13 protein-coding genes, 2 tRNA genes and 1 other RNA gene are annotated in these 16,276 nt (G+C 39.5%); 10 read left to right on the forward strand and 6 right to left on the reverse strand.

Annotation, left to right across the window (positions count from 1 at the left end):
- The 9 genes from PK547_00805 to PK547_00845 form a co-directional block, all read left to right on the forward strand.
- Window positions 1–603 (forward strand): hypothetical protein (locus tag PK547_00805; GenBank protein ID HPR91264.1); only part of this gene is annotated, 603 nt, incomplete at its 5' end.
- Between the two features lie 97 nt (window positions 604–700).
- Window positions 701–775: transfer RNA gene (locus PK547_00810), tRNA-Arg, on the forward strand.
- A gap of 77 nt (window positions 776–852) precedes the next feature.
- Window positions 853–1,317 carry an SsrA-binding protein SmpB gene (gene smpB / locus PK547_00815; protein HPR91265.1) on the forward strand — a complete coding sequence of 155 codons (465 nt, stop codon included), beginning with the start codon at window positions 853–855 and terminating at the stop codon, window positions 1,315–1,317.
- A gap of 3 nt (window positions 1,318–1,320) precedes the next feature.
- Window positions 1,321–1,672, forward strand: a transfer-messenger RNA (tmRNA) gene (ssrA, locus tag PK547_00820).
- A gap of 70 nt (window positions 1,673–1,742) precedes the next feature.
- Window positions 1,743–2,240: a translation initiation factor IF-3 gene (gene infC, locus PK547_00825; protein ID HPR91266.1), complete on the forward strand. Its 498-nt coding sequence runs from the start codon at window positions 1,743–1,745 to the stop codon at window positions 2,238–2,240.
- A gap of 9 nt (window positions 2,241–2,249) precedes the next feature.
- Window positions 2,250–2,429, forward strand: coding sequence for a hypothetical protein (locus tag PK547_00830; protein HPR91267.1), 180 nt, complete (start codon window positions 2,250–2,252; stop codon window positions 2,427–2,429).
- 3 nt (window positions 2,430–2,432) lie between these two features.
- Complete coding sequence (rplT, locus tag PK547_00835; protein ID HPR91268.1) at window positions 2,433–2,786, forward strand: 50S ribosomal protein L20; 354 nt, start codon at window positions 2,433–2,435, stop codon at window positions 2,784–2,786.
- Window positions 2,787–2,882: 96 nt separating this feature from the next.
- Entirely contained in the window at window positions 2,883–4,589 is a 1,707-nt protein-coding gene (gene argS / locus PK547_00840) for an arginine--tRNA ligase (protein HPR91269.1), read from the forward strand.
- 134 nt (window positions 4,590–4,723) lie between these two features.
- Window positions 4,724–8,269 carry a class I tRNA ligase family protein gene (locus PK547_00845; protein ID HPR91270.1) on the forward strand — a complete coding sequence of 1,182 codons (3,546 nt, stop codon included), beginning with the start codon at window positions 4,724–4,726 and terminating at the stop codon, window positions 8,267–8,269.
- Between the two features lie 45 nt (window positions 8,270–8,314).
- Here the strand turns inward: PK547_00845 and PK547_00850 are convergent, their stop codons facing one another.
- The 6 genes from PK547_00850 to gpmI form a co-directional block, all read right to left on the reverse strand.
- On the reverse strand, window positions 8,315–10,183 hold the full coding sequence (locus PK547_00850) for a ribonuclease J (protein ID HPR91271.1): 1,869 nt from the start codon (window positions 10,181–10,183) through the stop codon (window positions 8,315–8,317).
- 103 nt (window positions 10,184–10,286) lie between these two features.
- A tRNA-Leu gene (locus tag PK547_00855) sits at window positions 10,287–10,369 on the reverse strand.
- Between the two features lie 18 nt (window positions 10,370–10,387).
- On the reverse strand, window positions 10,388–12,076 hold the full coding sequence (locus tag PK547_00860) for an ABC transporter substrate-binding protein (GenBank protein HPR91272.1): 1,689 nt from the start codon (window positions 12,074–12,076) through the stop codon (window positions 10,388–10,390).
- A gap of 32 nt (window positions 12,077–12,108) precedes the next feature.
- Window positions 12,109–12,333: a preprotein translocase subunit SecG gene (gene secG, locus PK547_00865; protein ID HPR91273.1), complete on the reverse strand. Its 225-nt coding sequence runs from the start codon at window positions 12,331–12,333 to the stop codon at window positions 12,109–12,111.
- 2 nt (window positions 12,334–12,335) lie between these two features.
- Window positions 12,336–12,692 carry a phage holin family protein gene (locus PK547_00870; GenBank protein HPR91274.1) on the reverse strand — a complete coding sequence of 119 codons (357 nt, stop codon included), beginning with the start codon at window positions 12,690–12,692 and terminating at the stop codon, window positions 12,336–12,338.
- Between the two features lie 7 nt (window positions 12,693–12,699).
- A complete protein-coding gene (gene gpmI, locus PK547_00875) occupies window positions 12,700–14,289 on the reverse strand; it encodes a 2,3-bisphosphoglycerate-independent phosphoglycerate mutase (protein ID HPR91275.1) in 1,590 nt (529 codons plus the stop codon).
- Between the two features lie 315 nt (window positions 14,290–14,604).
- On the opposite strand from gpmI, the gene rny reads away from it, so the two are divergent.
- Window positions 14,605–16,131 carry a ribonuclease Y gene (rny, locus tag PK547_00880; GenBank protein ID HPR91276.1) on the forward strand — a complete coding sequence of 509 codons (1,527 nt, stop codon included), beginning with the start codon at window positions 14,605–14,607 and terminating at the stop codon, window positions 16,129–16,131.
- Window positions 16,132–16,276: the final 145 nt, after the last annotated feature.

Below are 16,276 nucleotides of genomic sequence, written 5' to 3' on the forward strand. Positions count from 1 at the left end.
TTCTACTCGTTAAATGGTTTGGCGGCAGTGCCGGAATCTTTGCAAACAGCTAGAATAAATAAATTACCTAAAAAAAATTACAAGCAGATAATCATTTGGGGTACGCTTATTCCCGTTGTTATTTACGCTTTATTTATTTTAAGCGTAGTGGGAGTGAGTGGTTTAAAGACGACGGATACTGCTATTAACGGCTTAGTAGGCGCTTTAGGCACTCCCATTGTTATTATTGGCGCCGCCCTGGGTTTACTGGCGGTAGCAACTTCCTATGTCACCTTTGGGATGTATCTGAAGCATCTTTTTGTGAATGACCTAAAGTTTACTAGAGTGATTGCGCAAGCTCTTATCCTTCTCGCTCCCTTTATTTTGTATTTTACCGGTTTAACTAGTTTTCTTCAGGCCATTAGTTTTATGGGGGCACTTCTCGGCGGGGCAGAAGGCATTTTAGTTCTTATTACTGCCTATAAAGCTAAAGGGATGAAAGGTAACCGCGAGCCAGAGTATACTGTTCCCTTGCCTAAGTGGTTCTTAATTGTGTTAATTTTGGCTTTAGCCGGTGGCGCCATTATGGAGATTGCGCATATACTTGGTAGCGTGGTAGGCTAAGGGCAACTTTAATATCCCAGCGTGTTCCTAGGGTTTTGCTTTGCATCGTACGAGAACACCTTATGATTGTTTAAGGAGAATACCGAAAGATTGTCTCGCCCCTATATTTTAATGGATAGAATGCGGCCCCCCGAAGGCTGCGATGGAAGTTCAACTCTTCCTGGGGGCACCATAATAACATTCTTAGGTAGACCAGGGCGAAAGCGGCCTTATGGGCTTAAAAACACGAGAACTTGCAAAATTATATTTATGGCGCAACCAAAGTCAAAATTATTTTCTCAGGATCTGGCTTTTAATAAAAAGGCTACTTTTGACTATCAGGTTTTAGATGCCTTAGAAGCTGGCATGGTTTTAACCGGTGGAGAAACGAAGTCAGCGAAATTAGGGCATATCCATTTGAATGGAGCCTTTGTGGTACCGCATGGCCAAGAGCTATTCTTGGTAAACTGTTTGATTGAGCCTTATCAGTCCAAGGAAACGTTAAAAGAGACTAAAACTCGTAGTATTAAATTGCTTCTCAAACGAAAAGAAATAGACTATTTAACTTCTAAAATAAAGGCTAGTGGCTTGACTTTGATACCCCTGAAAGTGTATAATAAGCGCGGTCTCGTGAAGGTAGAAATCGCTCTTGCTAAGGGCAAAAAGGCTTATGACAAGAGAGAAACTATCAAGAAACGTGATGATTTAGCGCGTATCCACCGAGGGGAGGATTAACTTGGGGATGTCGGGCTTCGATAAGAAATGTTTCTGACGATAAACGAATCGAGGATGCCAAATTACCTCGTTAATCATTCTGGCAAACAACAATTGTCAATACTTTGGTTCCTGCCTACGCTTTTGCGTAAGCTCACCTGCGACAAGGGGTAAGAAGTTGATCTCTAATAGATTTTTTACCTTTTAACTTTAGGGCATTTGAAAACTAGGACTACCAGAATTCAAATGAAGCTAGGTAGTAAAAAGATGGCGCTTTAGCTCGGTTTAAGACCATCTTTAAGCAACCGAGATATATTCGTAGTTTTATCGTGAGGAAGTTTTTTAGACGCGAGTTCAACTCTCGCCATCTCCACCCTTGTTTCAACCAGAGTGGGTTATACCTAATTTCCATTAGGTTTTTCGCTTTATTTTATTAAATTATTATCTTGTTTAAACCAAATAATTTTAATCCTCCTGAAACAGTTAGACTCATCGGCATTGATGACAAGCAAATTGCGGTAATGAGTTATTCAGAAGCTCAGAAAAAAGCTGAAGCGGAAGGCTATGATTTAATAGAAGTGTCTAGCAAGGCTGTGCCGCCTATATATAAATTAGGTGATTATGGCAAGTTCCTTTATCAGAAAGCTAAGGAGTTAAAAAAACAGCAGGCAAAACAGAAGAGTGATGAGCCCAAAACCATAAAGATTAGCTTTATGGAAGGGGTCCACGATATGGAAATAAAAGCTAAAAAAGCTGCAGAGTTTCTGGCTGAAAATAGGAAAGTAGATTTGCTTATGATTCTTAGGGCGAGAGAGAAAGCTCACAAAGATATAGCTGGCCAGAAGTTCGAGAACTTTTTGAAAATGATTCCTGGGGGCTATCAAATAATCTCAGAAATGAAAAGTACGCCAGGCGGATTCTTTATAACTATTAAAAAACCTTAATCTAATAATATGCAAAGCAGTTTATCAAAACGTTTTAAAATAACTGGCGGGAAAAAGATTCTTATGCGCAGCAGCAAAATAGGTCATAATCGTTTGGCTAAAAATGGGAAAAAGATTAGAACGATGAGAAAGACAAAAGAAGCTAATCCTACGTATGCTAAATTTATTAATAAAAGTTATTTAAGATAGAATATGACAAGAGTAAAACGCGGTGTCCAAGCCAATAAGGCAAAAAAGAAGATTATTAAAGCCGCTAAAGGTTATCGCTGGAGAAGAAAGAGCACTTATCGTGCCGCTAAGGAGGCCTTTATGCACGCCCAGACTCATGCCTATACCAGCAGGAAATTAGTTAAGAGGACTAAAAGGGCTGAGTGGCAGATTCAAATTAATGCCTTCTGTCGAGAGAATGGTCTAACTTACAGCCAGTTTATCCATCAGCTGAAAGAACAGAATGTTATCTTGAACCGTAAAGTGCTAGCGGAATTGGCCCAAGAAGAACCTAAACTGTTAGAAGCTATTATCAAAGAAGTGGCCGCTACCAAGTAATTTTATTCCCATGGAACACCCTACCTCTCGGCAGGGTGTTTCTGTTTTAAGACTCTGAGTTTTGCCCAATAGTCCTTTTTTTGGTATATTCAACTCATGAAAGAAACAGTCACAAAATACTTAAGCGGTCTAATCATAAGGGCTGTCAACGATTTTGAAAAAAATAAGTCGTTTTCCCACAAGGAAATCCTTTTTAAGGTAGATAAAAATAGCTTGGAGGATTATGGCGATTACAACACCAATATTGCTTATATTTTAGCTAAAGAATTGAGACAAACGCCCCTAGAAGTAGCCGAAGAGCTTTTACCTTATTTTGAATCGGCTAAGAAGAAATATGATATTAATGGTTGGGTGGAAACAATAAAGGTTTCTCGCCCTGGTTTTATTAATTTTACTTTAAGCCGCAAATTTATTTTTTACTTACAGAATAGTTTGTATACTCAACCAAATAACTTTTGGCAAGCTGGTTTTAGTAAGAGTGTTCTGGATGAAATTGGACATAAAGTGCAAATTGAATTCATTTCCGCTAACCCTACAGGAGAATTGACTGTGGGAAACGGACGAGGAGGGTTCTTAGGATTAGCCATTGCTAATATTTTGCAATTGGCGGGCAGCAAGGTTACCAAAGAATATTATGTAAATGATATTGGCCATCAAATAGAAAAACTAGGCGCGAGTATTATTCTGGCACAAGGCAAGGATTTATCGTCTTATCCAACTGAAATTAAGCCAGAAGAATGCTACCAAGGAGCGTTTTTAAAAGAAATCTCAGAAAAAATAGAGGTAAAAACTAAGGATACGCTTTTGGATATTGGCAATAAAGCTAGCCAGCTTATTCTCAAAAAAATCCAAGAAACTGTAACCAAAAAATTTAAAATTCATTATGACAAATGGACCAAAGAAAGTGATTTGATTAAAAATGGTTATCTCAAAAAAACCAGAGCCTGGCTTAAAAAGAGCAACCTTACTTACGAAAAAGACAACTTGACTTGGTTAAAAACAACAGCTTTTGGTGATAGTGAGGATAGAGTAATAGATAGGCCTCATGAACCTGGTTTTGAGGGCGCGGGGACATATTTTTTATCAGATATTGCGTACCATCTCTATAAATTTCAAAAAGGCGGTTACGACAGAGTGATAGATATTTGGGGAGCAGACCACTATACGCACATGCAAAAAATGCTCATGGTGGTCGAACAAATGCGTAACGATAAAATGATAAAGCCCCAACAAAGACTAGAGATTATTTTGGTTCAGCTGGTCATGCTAATGAGCGGAGGAGCTGAGGTAAAAATGTCTAAACGTTCAGGGAACGCTTACACCATAGAAGACCTTATAGACGAGGTTGGCTATGACGTTTCTGCCTTTTATTTTTTAGAAAAACCGCCGAATACTCATTTCAATTTTGATATTGATAAAGCAAAAGAGCATTCCATGGAGAATCCAGTCTATTATGTAGAATACGCGGTGGTTAGGGTGAAAAGCCTACTAAATAAATACGGACAGAGATTGGGCAAGTTGCAATGGGAAGTCTTAATAGAAAAAGAAGAAATGGCCTTGGCCAAGAAATTGGGAGAATATCCGGATATTTTAGAGGAAGTGGCTTTAAACTTAGAAATTAATCACCTGATTACTTACCTGAAGGAATTAGCTGCTCTCTATCACAATTTTTATAACAATTGCCAGATTTTAACTGCTAATAAACCGCTAGCGTCTAGCCGCTTGGCATTAAGCCTTAACACCTCAAAGGTTTTAACGCATGGATTGAGCCTACTGGGCATAAGCGTTCCAGAAAAAATGTAATTTACAGAAACCCCATTCAGAGGAAGGGGGCCGCTCAGACGCAATCAGATATTTTTTTATTTGAAACTTTCTCTCTTGCGGCTGTATATTTGCGCTATTGCTTTATAATCAACTTTAAGAACTTTATAAATTTTATGAACTCTTCGCTTTCGGAAACAGCAGAAAATAAAGATGAAAGTCGCTCAATCTTCCCTTCGCAAGAAGAAGCTGTTTTAACTTACTGGAAAACCAATCAAATTTTTAAGAGAACATTGGCGCAGAATAAAAATGGGAAACCTTTTGTTTTTTTTGAGGGTCCGCCCACAGCGAATGGCAAACCGGGCTTACACCATGTAGAAGCGAGGGCGTTTAAGGATTTAATCTGTCGCTTTAAAACAATGGAAGGCTACCGTGTCAATCGTAAAGCCGGTTGGGATACTCATGGTTTGCCAGTTGAGCTTGAGGTGGAAAAACAATTAGGTTTTACCAATAAGACTGATATAGAAAAATATGGGATTGCCGCTTTCAATGCCAAAGCCAAAGAATCCGTTTGGAAGTATTTGGATGATTGGCAAAAACTAACAGAAAGAATGGGGTACTTCGTTGATATGGAGCATCCCTATATTACTTACGAGCTGCCATATATGGAATCAGAATGGTGGATTCTTAAGCGTATCTACGAAAAAGGACTGATGTATCACGGTTATAAAATTGGTCCTTATTGTCCTCGTTGTGGCACCACCCTTTCGAGCCATGAGTTAGCGCAAGGCTATCAGACTGTACATGACCCTTCTATTTTTATAAAGTTTTATTTAAAAGATTTTCCTCAAACAAAAATAAAAAATAAAACAGCTTTGCTAGTTTGGACCACTACTCCCTGGACGCTTCCAGCCAATTTAGCCGTGGCCGTCGGAGAGAATTTAGAATATAACGAATGGTTAGTGAATGGAGAAGTGCTCATTAGTTTGCACGACTTGCCCCCGACCGATGTCTCTCAAGCAGAAAAGCCTAAATTGGTAGGAAAAATTATGGGCAAAGAATTAGTAGGATTACATTATGAGCCGCTATATCCTTTGACTGGGGTTGACACTAATAAGGTCTATACGGTCTTAGCTGGTAATTTTATTTCTGAGACAGATGGTACTGGACTGGTTCATATCGCTCCTTCTTATGGCGAAGATGATTTTAAACTGGGGAACAAACATGGATTGCCTATTATTGTTAATTTAGATGGAGAAGGAAAGTTTAAAGAAACTCCAAAAGATTTGCCAAATATCCTTGGTAAATTCTTTAAGGAGGCAGACCCTATCATTCTTAAAGACCTGAAGGAAAAGGGTTTGGTTTATACCGGTAATTTGGGTGGGACAGTACATGAATATCCCTTCTGCTGGCGTTGCCATACTCCGCTTATCTACAGAACTAATGAAAGTTGGTTTATTGATATGCCTCGGAAGAAGAAGGAGCTTCTTGCCAATAATCAAAAAATTAATTGGCTTCCAGCTTCTTATAAAACTGGTAGGTTTGGAGGCTGGTTGAGAGAGGTAAGAGATTGGAATCTATCCAGAAGCCGTTATTGGGGGACACCATTACCTATTTGGCAATGTGAAAATTGTCATAAAGAAATAGCCATTGGTTCTTTAGAAGAAATATCTCAACTCAACCAAGAACAGGCCAGTATTACTTTGATGAGGCACGGAGAAGCGGCTAATAATGTAAAACATTATTTTAGTAACTACCCTGAAATCCAAGTGGCTCACCTAACTCCTAAGGGGGAATCGGAAGTAAGGGCGGTGGCAAAAAAACTCAGTCAGCAAAAAAATAAAATTGACGTCATTATTTCCTCTGACCTAGAGAGGGCCAAAGAAACAGCTGAAATTTTAGCCGAAGTTTTGCAAGTGCCTGTAATTTTTAATACCAATTTTAGAGAAATTAATGTGGGCAATTTTAATGGTCAGCCTATTAAAGCGAAACTTTGCCCAGAACTGCAAAAAAATAATGCTGAGAGAGACTTTACAGCCAATGGTGGCGAGAATTATGCGCAGCTGCAAGCGAGGATGATTAAAGGGCTAAAAGAAAGTCTCGCCCAGTATCCTCAAAAAAATATCCTGATTATTTCCCATGAATCTCCTTTAATGGCTTTGTTGGATACCCAAAAACAAAGAGTCAAGCAAATTAAAAATGCTGCAACGGTTAAGTTAAATTGGGCTCATTTACCAATGAACGAAAGGGGAGAATGTGATTTGCACCGTCCTTATGTTGATGAAATAAAACTCTGCTGTCCTAAATGCAAAGGGAACATGAAGAGGGTTCCCGACCTTATTGATGTTTGGTTTGATTCTGGGTCTATGCCTTTTGCGCAGTGGCATTATCCTTTTGAAAATAAAGAATTAATTGATAAGAAAAAGAGCTTCCCGGCCGATTATATTTGCGAAGCCGCAGACCAAACCAGAGGATGGTTTTATACCCTGCTAGCTATTTCTACCCTATTAGACAAAGGGCCTGCTTATAAAAATGTGGTGTCTGTGGGTTTTGTCTTGGACAATAAGGGCGAAAAAATGTCCAAAACTAAAGGCAATATAGTTGACCCCTGGAATTTATTCCATAACTACGGCGCTGACGCAGTGCGTTGGTATTTCTTCAGAGTGAACGCACCGGATGAATCTAAACTGTTTTCTGAAAAAGATATGTTGCAATATTTCCGTAGGTTTATTATGCCCCTATGGAATGTCTACCTTTTTGCAGAAATGTATAAATCTGACAAGGGAAATCGTTTACCCAAGCGCCCTGTAGCTAAAAGGCTATTAGACCAATGGATTATGATTCGTCTAGACGAAGTTTCTGCTACTGTCAAAAAATTATTAGATGCTTACAAGATTAATGAAGCTAGCAAGGAATTAGAAAATTTTGTCGACGACCTTTCTCGTTGGTACTTGCGCCGTTCGCGAATAGTTTTTCAAAGGCCTGCTTCAAAAAAAGAATTACAGGCAAGCGAAAATGTCTTGAATTATGTTTTGGGGGAGATGGCTAAAATCATTGCACCCTTTACGCCTTTCATGGCGGAAACATTATGGCAAAAATTGGGCGGGCAAAAAATCTCTAAAAGTATTCACCTGTGCAGCTGGCCCAAAGAGCAAAAGCTTACGGTCCAAGGTAAAAGTCTTCTCAGCCAAATGGCTACTATTAGAGATTTGGCTAGTTTGGGCTTACAGATAAGGCAAACCTCTGGAATCAAAGTCCGCCAGCCGTTGGGCATAATGGAGGTATCTACGGCGACAGCTAAGAATATTAAAGGTAAAGAGTTTTGGGAGATATTGAAAGATGAATTAAATATTAAAGAAATAAAGACTGTTACGCACTTTAGCGCGTCCAATGGGTTTAAAGAAAGCAGTCTTAATAAATTGAATATCAATTTAGATACCACTATCACGCCCGAGCTCTACAAAGAAGGATTGATGAAAGACCTTACGAGAGGTATTCAAGATTTACGACAAAAAGCCGGCCTCAAACCAGGAGATATAATTGAATTAAGTTTAACGACGCAAAATCCTGATATCCATAATATTCTACGAGAGAATGCTGCATGGATAGGAGAAACTGTCAAAGCGCGGAAATTAATTTTTTCTGCTTTGACTAAAGCCCTTGCCTCTTCGGAAATAGAAATGGGAGAAACAATCGTAGTGGCCTCTCTTATAAAAATTTAAAATAAACTAATAGAAAACCCCATGCCGTACAGCATGGGGTTTTAGTTAGGATTCGACTACAATGGGCAAGACCATTGGACGCCGCTGTGTTTTTCTAAAAAGAAAAGTGCCCAGACCTTCCCTAATATTATTACGAATATAAGTGGCATTAACGCGAGGGTCTTTGACATTACCCAAACTAGTTTTAATAATTTGAATCGTTTTTTCCTTGGCTTCTTTGAGCAAGTCTTGCGATTCTTTCATATAAACAAATCCTCTGGAAACAATTTCTGGCTCAGATACCAGCGCGCCATTTTTGCCCAAGACGGCAATAACCACAAAGATACCGTCTTGAGAGATAGTGTTTCTATCGCGCAAGACTACTTCACCGACATCGCCTACCCCTAAACCATCAATCATAACGTAATTAGCGGGAACGAATTTTTCTGTTAAAGTCATGCCTGCTTTAGTGAGTTCAACAATTTGGCCGTTGGAAGGAATAGCTATATTTTCCTCGGGGATACCAATGTCCATAGCCAGATTAGCGTTGGAGCGGCGCATAGAATAATGACCATGAATAGGCAATAGATATTTAGGGTGAGTCAAGCTCATCATTAATTTTAAATCTTCCTGTTGGGCATGCCCACTAGCGTGAATATCTAACATTTTGTAATGGAACACAGTCGCCCCTTGTTTTAAAAGAGTATCTTTGAGGTTTTGGACTGCTAATTCGTTGCCAGGAACGATAGAGGAAGAAAAGATGACTGTGTCTCCTTTTTCTATGTGTAGTAATTTGTGTTCGCGATTAGCCACCTTCATTAAAGTAGCGTTATCTTCTCCTTGCGCGCCAGTGCATAAAATGGCTACCTCTTGTGGAGGCAGATGCAGGGCTTCGGCTAAAGGAATGATAGTGCCTTTTTTGGATTTGAGATAGCCTAATTTTTCAGAGACTTCCACATTAAATTTCATGGAATAGCCTTCAATAGCGACTTTTCTTCCCAGTTTTTCGCAGATAATGATGGCTTCCTGTAAACGGCTAATAAGAGAGGAGAAGGTAGCTAAGATAATCCTGCCCTTGGCGTTAGCAAAGAGGACTTCTAAGTTATCCATAATCACGTTTTCGGACATCGAGTAGCCAGGAACTTCGGCATTAGTAGAATCAATCAGGAGCATATCTACTCCACCATCAGCAAGACGAACGATGTGATTAAGGTCTGCGGGCTTATCACCGATAGGCTGCAAATCAAATTTGAAGTCTCCTGTTAAAATAAGCGAACCGACAGGCGTTTTTACAAAAAGGCCAAAAGCATCGGGAATATTGTGATTGACATGAAAAGGCTGGATTACGAAGGGGCCTAAATTAATGTTTTCATCGCTGTCGGGATTTACTAGGCGAATGTCTAGCTTTTTCTCTTTGGGAAAATCTTCTTGTCTCCTGGCAATAATAGCTCTGGTTAGAGGCGCCGTATAAATAACTGGATAACCTAATTTATCTATAAGGTAGGGGATAGCTCCTAAGTGATCGTAGTGTCCATGGGTAATAAACGCGCCCAAAATTTTCTTCTCTGGATTATTGGTTAGATATTCAATATTAGGCACAATGAAATCTATGCCAGGCATAGTTTCGTCAGGGAAGCGAAGACCGATATCTACTATAATAATTTGATTTTGGTATTCTAAGAGAAGCATATTGCGGCCCACTTCTTCAAATCCGCCTAGAGCCATAATTTTTAGCACCTCATTATTTTTGGGCGCAATCGCTGAAGACGTAGTCGGCGTAGCCATAGCAATAGGCTGGCTGGGGCTCATGATTTTAACTTTTGGCACAGAATCATTATTCTCCGCCCCTCTTTTGGGATTTCTGGGCGGGTAGTGCTTATAGTTTGGTCGGCGAGAATGAAAATTTCCTCGAGACTGATTTTTTGATGTTTCCATATACATATAATAATATATCTCGTTTCTTTAAGAGGAAACGGATTTTAAATTAAAAAATAAAAAATAAAGAGAACGGCATTTGTCTACTTAAATAAAAAATAGGTGCCGTCGGCCGGACTCGAACCGGCAAGGCCAGTGGCCACAGCGTTCTGAACGCTGCGCGTATACCAATTCCGCCACGACGGCATGATGGGCTGCTATACTTTAGCGGCCCAGGCGAACATGCATATACCAATCGGAAACGTTATTGTAGCGGTCAGCTAAATAATTGCCAGTGGTAAGTGTGTTGCCAGCAATACTGGGAGAAAGCGCGTAAAATTGCAAGGGGTTGCCGAGGGTAAAACAGGGACTATTTTCCAAAAGAATATTTTGCAGTTCTATTAAATCATCTTGGCGTTTGGCTCTATCGTCAATAAGCTGGATTTCCTCTAAAAGGGCGTCCACAGTTTTATTGCTAAAATTGCTCAGGTTAAGGCTGCCGCCCGTATGCCAAAAATTATAAGGATCTGGTTCTTGGCCATAGAACTCGCCAAAAAGCAGGGCATCATATTTTTTATTGGGAATAATATCATTTTCCAAATCGTCCAGAGAGACTACTTGCAAAGTGGTGGGAATACCGATTCTGTCCCAATCGGTTTTAATGGCATTGGCAGCTGCTTTTAATTCTGGCAAATCAGCGACGGTTAAAGTGAGAGAAACCGGTTCGTATTTAGTAGGTTGTTTTTTTTGTTTAATAATTCTTTCCCAAACGGAAGAACTATTAAAGTTGAAGGTTTCAGCTAAAAGCTCATGACTTTTAGTGGGATTATAAGTGAGGTCTACCGAGGGCGAGGTGTTATAACCGAGAAAACTTTGGCTAATAAGGTTGTTAGCTGGCAGCAAGCTGCCGCCAAAAATTGTTTGATTGATAGCCTCTCTATTGATGGCTAGATTCAAGGCCAGACGAGTATCGGCGGCGCTTAGTAAAGCATTATTGCTTTTAAGATTATAAAAAACAGAATAATAACGCGGCAACTCAATACTCTTCAAATAGGCTTCTCGATTTTTAAATAATGGTTTTAAATCATAAGGAACATTGGCTAAGGAAGAAATCTCTTTCTTCTGAAAAGCATCCTTAAGCTCGTTGTAATTTTTATAAAAATGATAAGTAATAAAACTAATGTTCGGTAACTTTTCGAAATAATGGTCGTTAGCCTTTAAGTCATAGGTGATGATATTCCCGAGTTTATCTTTCACTAGCTTGGAAAAAACATAAGGTCCAGTGCCGACTGGTTGTAAACTGTATTTAGCCAAGGCGATATTTTTGACATTAATCTGTCCCCAAATATGAGCTGGAACAATTTTCATTGTTAAATTATCCTTGAAGCCCACATAGGGCTCGTTTAAATGAAAGACGACTACATTATCATTCATTTTCTCTACGACTACCCCTAACCAATTGGCGCGCCAAGGACTGTTGTAATCAGGGTCTTGGATAGATTCAATAGTGAAGATAACGTCATCGGCAGTAAAATCAGCGCCATCTTGCCACAAGACATTCTTGTTTAAAATCACTGTATAAGTTTTACCGTCATCGCTCACATTATAGCTTTGCGCTAAAGATGGTTTTAATTCTCCCTGATTATCATAAGTGAATAAGCCGTTATAGATGAGAGCTTCCAATTCGCTATCGGCTTCATTAGCCTGAGTGAGTATGGGGTTAAGGATAAAAGGCTGCCCAACAATTCCGACCGTCATCTGCCCGCCAACGGCAGGATAAGTTTTGAGATATTTTTTAGACAGGCTAATGGTTAAGAATATAGCTGCCAGTAAGGTAGTAATAGTAAGCAACAGCAAAACCGCTTTTTCCTTTAAAGAAAAAAGCCGCCAATATTTTTTAGAAAAGGCTGACATAACGATAAAATTTAGTAACTATAAAACACTGCTTATTTTATTTTAAGTAAGGCCAGGCAGAGACCCACAAAAATGAGGCCGATAATAATAGTAGCCGTAAAAATCCATTTTTCTGCGCCACGACGAGTAGTGAGAAAACTATTTTGACCGCCAAAGGTTTCGCTTAAACCAGATTCGCCCTGTTGCAGGATAACTAAAATTATAAGAATCACTCCTAAAACTATAAGGGCAATTTTGATAAGAGAGATAATAGACATAACTAATTTTGTTTATTAATTGTAGCCAAGGAGTTGGCAATACCTAGCACTAAAGACGAAATAAGCAAACTGCTAAATCCATGTGCAAGAGTAAGCTCTGGCGCGAAAGCCATAGCTACTTTTAAAAGGATAAGGTTTAAAATTATGGCAAATAAGCCAAAAGTAATCCAAATTAAGGGCTTAGTAACAAATGACAAGAGGGGCTTGAGGAAAAGATTTATCAACCCGATAATGGCGCTAAGCTTTACTAATGTAACTAAATCTCCCCGAAATGTCAAGACGCCAAAATATTTTAAGGCCAAAATGGCAGCCGTGTTTAAAACAATCTGGAGGAGAATCCTTTGGATCCAAATCTTCATAGTGTCTTTATTGGTTATTATTACGCTTTAAGATGGGCAAAAGGCTTTGACCATTCATTTCCGGCGGCTTAGGTATGCCCATAATCTCTAAAATAGTAGGGGCAACGTCTGCCAATGTTCCAATGGCCAGCCTTTGTCTATTTTGACTTTCGGAGCTAAAGCGGGGACTGGCCAGCTTATAGCCAGCGCCAATAAGCCAGAATGGCACTTGATTCAAATTGTGTTGAGTATCAACTTCGCCAGTGGTGGGATTAATCATTTGCTCTAGGTTCCCATGGTCAGCCGTTACTATAACAGTGTAGTTATTTTCGACAGCCTTGGCAATAGTTTGACTAACTTTCTCATCCATTATTTTAACTACTTCCAAACCAGCCTGGAAATTACCGGTATGGGCTACTAAATCAGAATTAGCGTAATTCACTACAATAAAATCATAGATGCCATCCTCTATAGCTTGAAAGAGTCGGTCGTTGACTTCGTTAATGGAAAGAGCGGGTGATTCCTCTGGGTGACTGGTTTTTTGGGAGGGGATAATAATCCAATGTTCGCTGGGGTAGGGAGTTTCTTTTAAACCATTGAAAAAATAGGTAACGGCAGCATATTTTTCTGATTCAGCTAGATGCATTTGTCTTTTGCCATTGTCGGAGAGTACTCGAGCCAAAGGGTTGTTAATTAAATCTGGGTCATAGAGGTAGGGGGTAGTGAAGTCCTGATGATATTTGACCATAGACACAATACTCAGACCAACCAATTTTTTAGTTTCAAAATAATTGAAATTATTGCTAGCAAAAGCGCTAAAGAGTTGCCTTATTCTATCTTCCCTAAAATTAGCAAAGATAAGGGTGTCATTATTATCAATAAAACGCGGGGAAGAGTCGGACTCTACAGAAACCGGGTCAATAAACTCGTCTCCCACGCCTTTTTCATAAGCTGATTTCAAATATTCATTGGCATTTTTGACCGCATTGATTTTTTTGCCAGTGAGATTGTCGTAACATTGCTTGGTGCGCTCCCAATTTTGGTCTCTATCCATAGCAAAAAACCGGCCGCAGATGGTATTGATAATACCTCCATAGGGAGAAATTTTATCTTCTAATTCGCGCAAGAAGATGAGCCCATGATTAGGACTAGAATCCCGACCATCGAGGAAAATATCTAAATAGGATTTCTGAATACCGTTATCAAAAGCAGTCTTAGTCAGAGCTATTAAATGGTCTATATCTCCGTGAATAGGAGTAGAGGTTAGTAGTCCTAAGATGTGAACATTGCCCTGGTTGCGAATAGCATTATGATAGGCTTCAATTAATTTAGGATTCTTAAAAAACTCGCCATTTCGAATATCGGCATTGATTTTAGTTGAATACTGTCGGACTACCTTACCGGCGCCAATGGTCATATGCCCCACCTCACTGCCGCCCAAGTCTTGCCATTCCAAACCGACTGCATTGCCGCTTGCTTGCAGCGAACCGATAGGGTAGTTATTCATCCATTTATCTAAGTTAGGAGTGCCCGCTTGAGCAATTGGGTTGGTAAAATTATTTTGACCTATCCCCCAACCATCCAAAATTATCAAAAGAACTTTTTTAGAAGAAATCATGCTTATATTTTAACAAAAAATTGTTTTCTCTTCAAAAACGAATCAATTGCTTGGCAAATTTTTACTTTTTGACAAGAGGTAAATATATAGTATACTATAAACCAGGCCGAAAGTATTGGCCGGTTATAAATTAATAGCGGAATGGCCAGGAAAAGATTGCTTTTACCGGATATGAGATTGCCTTTCAATAGTTTAACCTTACTTAATAAATCAATTCTTAAAAAGGAACTATCAGTGTTCTTGCCTTTTGTAGTTGGTCTTAGATAAGGACTATCCTTGGATGAAGCATTTTTCTGGACCATATCTTAACACAGTATGGATATTTTATATTTCATTTTAACCCTGATAGGACTAGGGGTGGGCATTGGCGTGGGCTACAAAATACGCCAGGTTTTGGCGAGAAAGCAAGCTAATTCTATAGAAGCTAAGTTAAAGGAAAAGATAGAAGAAGTAAAAGCTGAGGCTAATAAAATTCTCAATGAGGCCAAAACAAAATCTCAGCAGTTGATAGACCAATCGTTGGAGGAAAACTCCCGCCATAAAAAGCAGCTGATTGAACTAGAAAACAAACTCATTAAAAGAGAAGAGCTGCTTGATAAAAGAAATGATGAGGTAGAAGCTAATGCCACTAAGCTAGAGGCAAACTTGGCCAAAGTGCAGGAAGTGAAAACCAGCATAGAAGAGTTGCAGAAGAAAGAAGAGGCTAAGTTGGAAGCGGTGGCCGGGCTAAACAAGGAAGAAGCTAAAACCGCCTTATTTGATGCAGTGCAAAAAAATTATGAAACCGATTTGGCGGCTAGTTTTAAAAAATTGGAAAGAGACAGAGAGGAAGAATTAAATACTAAAGCCGCTGGTATTATTGCCACTGTTTTACAAAGGTACGCTCGTTCTGGTGTAAGCGAGGTAACCACTTCTTCTGTGAGTATTCCCTCCGAGGATATTAAAGGAAAGATTATAGGAAGGGAGGGGAGAAACATTAGGCACTTTGAGCAGATGAGCGGTGTTGATGTTATAGTAGACGAAACACCTGACAGTATTACTATTTCTTCTTTTGATCCAGTGCGGCGCGCTTTGGCTAAATTGGCCTTGGAAAAATTGATTGCTGATGGCAGAATTCAACCAGCTAAAATAGAAGAAAAAATATTAGAAGCGAAAGAAGAAATTAATGAGCAAATAAAAAAGGCAGGGGAAGATGCTTGTTATGAAGTGGGTATAGTAGGGTTGCCTAAAGAAATTGTTCATCTCTTGGGTCGTTTGAATTATAGAACCAGCTATGGGCAGAATGTCTTAACCCATTCTATTGAAGTGGCTATTCTAGCCGGCATGATGGCTAGCGAACTGGGCGGCAATGTGGAATTAGCTAAAACGGCAGGACTTTTGCATGATATCGGCAAATCTGTGGACCATGAACTAGAAGGAGCTCATCTAGAATTGGGCGTGAAGATTTTACAAAAATATGGTGTTAGCCAAGATATCATTAATGCCATGAAGTCTCATCATGAAGATTACCCTGTCGAGATTCTTGAGGCTAACTTCGTGAACGCGGCTGACGCTTTGTCAGCAGCTAGACCGGGAGCGAGAAGAGAAAATATAGAGAATTACTTAAAGAGGCTAGCCAATCTAGAAAAGATTGCGACTGATTTCAAAGGGGTGGAAAAGGCTTATGCTATCCAAGCGGGCAGGGAATTAAGAGTTTTTGTTACCCCTACTCAAATAGATGACTTTTCTGCCTTAAAAATGGCTCGGGAAATAGCAGATAAAATAGAATCAGAAATACACTATCCAGGAGAAGTAAAGGTAACGGTTATTAGAGAAACTCGAGCCGTGGAGTTCGCGAAGTAAAATTTACCAGAAAGGAAAGGCGCAAGGAAGCGCGGAAGTGGCTTCTTGACAATACTTTTGCCATTTCCTATACTGAAAATGTAGTAATTGCGTGCTTGGCGGCCTTTAATGGTCGATTCGCCAGCCAAACAGGATAGTAAATATT

The organism is Candidatus Paceibacterota bacterium, assembly GCA_035404205.1.
Taxonomy (GTDB): Bacteria; Patescibacteriota; Minisyncoccia; order UBA6257; family JAVHQB01; genus JAVHQB01.